This window comes from Xanthomonas cissicola (assembly GCF_008801575.1).
GTDB classification, from domain to species: Bacteria; Pseudomonadota; Gammaproteobacteria; order Xanthomonadales; family Xanthomonadaceae; genus Xanthomonas; species Xanthomonas cissicola.
Genome location: NZ_VZPL01000197.1, coordinates 1 through 1,149, shown reverse-complemented (window position 1 = coordinate 1,149; position 1,149 = coordinate 1). Strand labels below are relative to the sequence as shown.

At 58.8% G+C, this 1,149-nt stretch carries 1 protein-coding gene and 1 pseudogene; both read left to right on the top strand.

Annotated elements, in window-relative coordinates; all coding sequences use genetic code 11:
* Positions 1-135 precede the first annotated feature (135 nt).
* Positions 136-633, top strand: coding sequence for a hypothetical protein (locus F7R02_RS25470; protein WP_208789150.1), 498 nt, complete (start codon positions 136-138; stop codon positions 631-633).
* Between the two features lie 10 nt (positions 634-643).
* Positions 644-1,149 (top strand): annotated as a pseudogene (locus tag F7R02_RS25465) (hypothetical protein); the annotation flags it as partial.

Below are 1,149 nucleotides of genomic sequence, written 5' to 3'. Positions count from 1 at the left end.
GCTATTGCCTCAGTGAGGCTCAGTCGGTGACTACCTGAGCGTCGGCAGGGATTGGTGTAAGTAACCTTTACTGACAGCGAGTTAGCCCACTTTTGGCTGTTTTTTACACAAATCCCTGCCTCCCCTCTTGACCGCTTGATCAGTGTGATTGGCGACAATGGACCCAACAACAAAAGCACGATGCGGCTGTTTCAATCGGTGTCCGGCCTGAGGCCTGGACACAGCAGAACCACTCGGGCCGAAGCGGTCTACCGCTTTTGCGGGTATAGCGATGAGCAAGCCGCTCAACACGCACGGAGGCGTGAAGGCCTGGCACGTGTTCGCTCGATGGAGCGGGAGGCCACGGCGCGCATTGAGGCGGCTGCGAACATGAAGGTCTCGCACAACGGCACTGAGAAGACGGGCAAAGTCATGATCGATGATGTGTGGGCGCAGGGCTACACGGAGCTCTCTACCCGACGCCAAGGCGCTTCGACCCGCTACATGCTGCGCAATCCCACCACTGGCCAATACTACGATCTGAAAGAGCCGCTAACCGGTTACGCCCGGCACTTGGTCACCATCAAAGACAGCGCCAACTTCGTGCCGGGGCCATCAGATGAGCCGGAAGATGTCCATACGCCGGGCTACTGAGGACCTGCCGATGATCGGGCGCACTACTAATAACTCTCGGGATTTCGAGGAGACGATTGGGCGCTACTTCGCGCGCGCGATCCCAGAAGGTACGTTTACAGAAGTTGATGGGGGGCTGCCGGCCGACTGCCACGAGCTGTGCCGGTTGTTCCGGATGCGTCCGGTCACGCTTCACTATGGTGGCTCTGACAAGACGCTGCAGTTCGAGGCGATGGTCATCAATGATCGCCTCGATAAGCGAATCTTCCTCACCAATCACGTGAAAGAGCCCCTTCGCGCGGTGATCGGACACGAGCTGACGCATCGAATGCAGATTGAGCGTCCCGACCTATATCGCGAGCTGGCCACGGCGATCGCTGCCGCCGGCGTGGACCAAGAACGTTGGCAAGCTTACGTGCACCTGATGCGCGCCAAATCGGGACGAGAAGGCCGTCAGCTTTCGATCGGAGAGCTCCGCAGCGAAGCCGTAGCCGACATGGTAGGTGATCTGCTCCTTGATAAGCGTCTATGGGACGC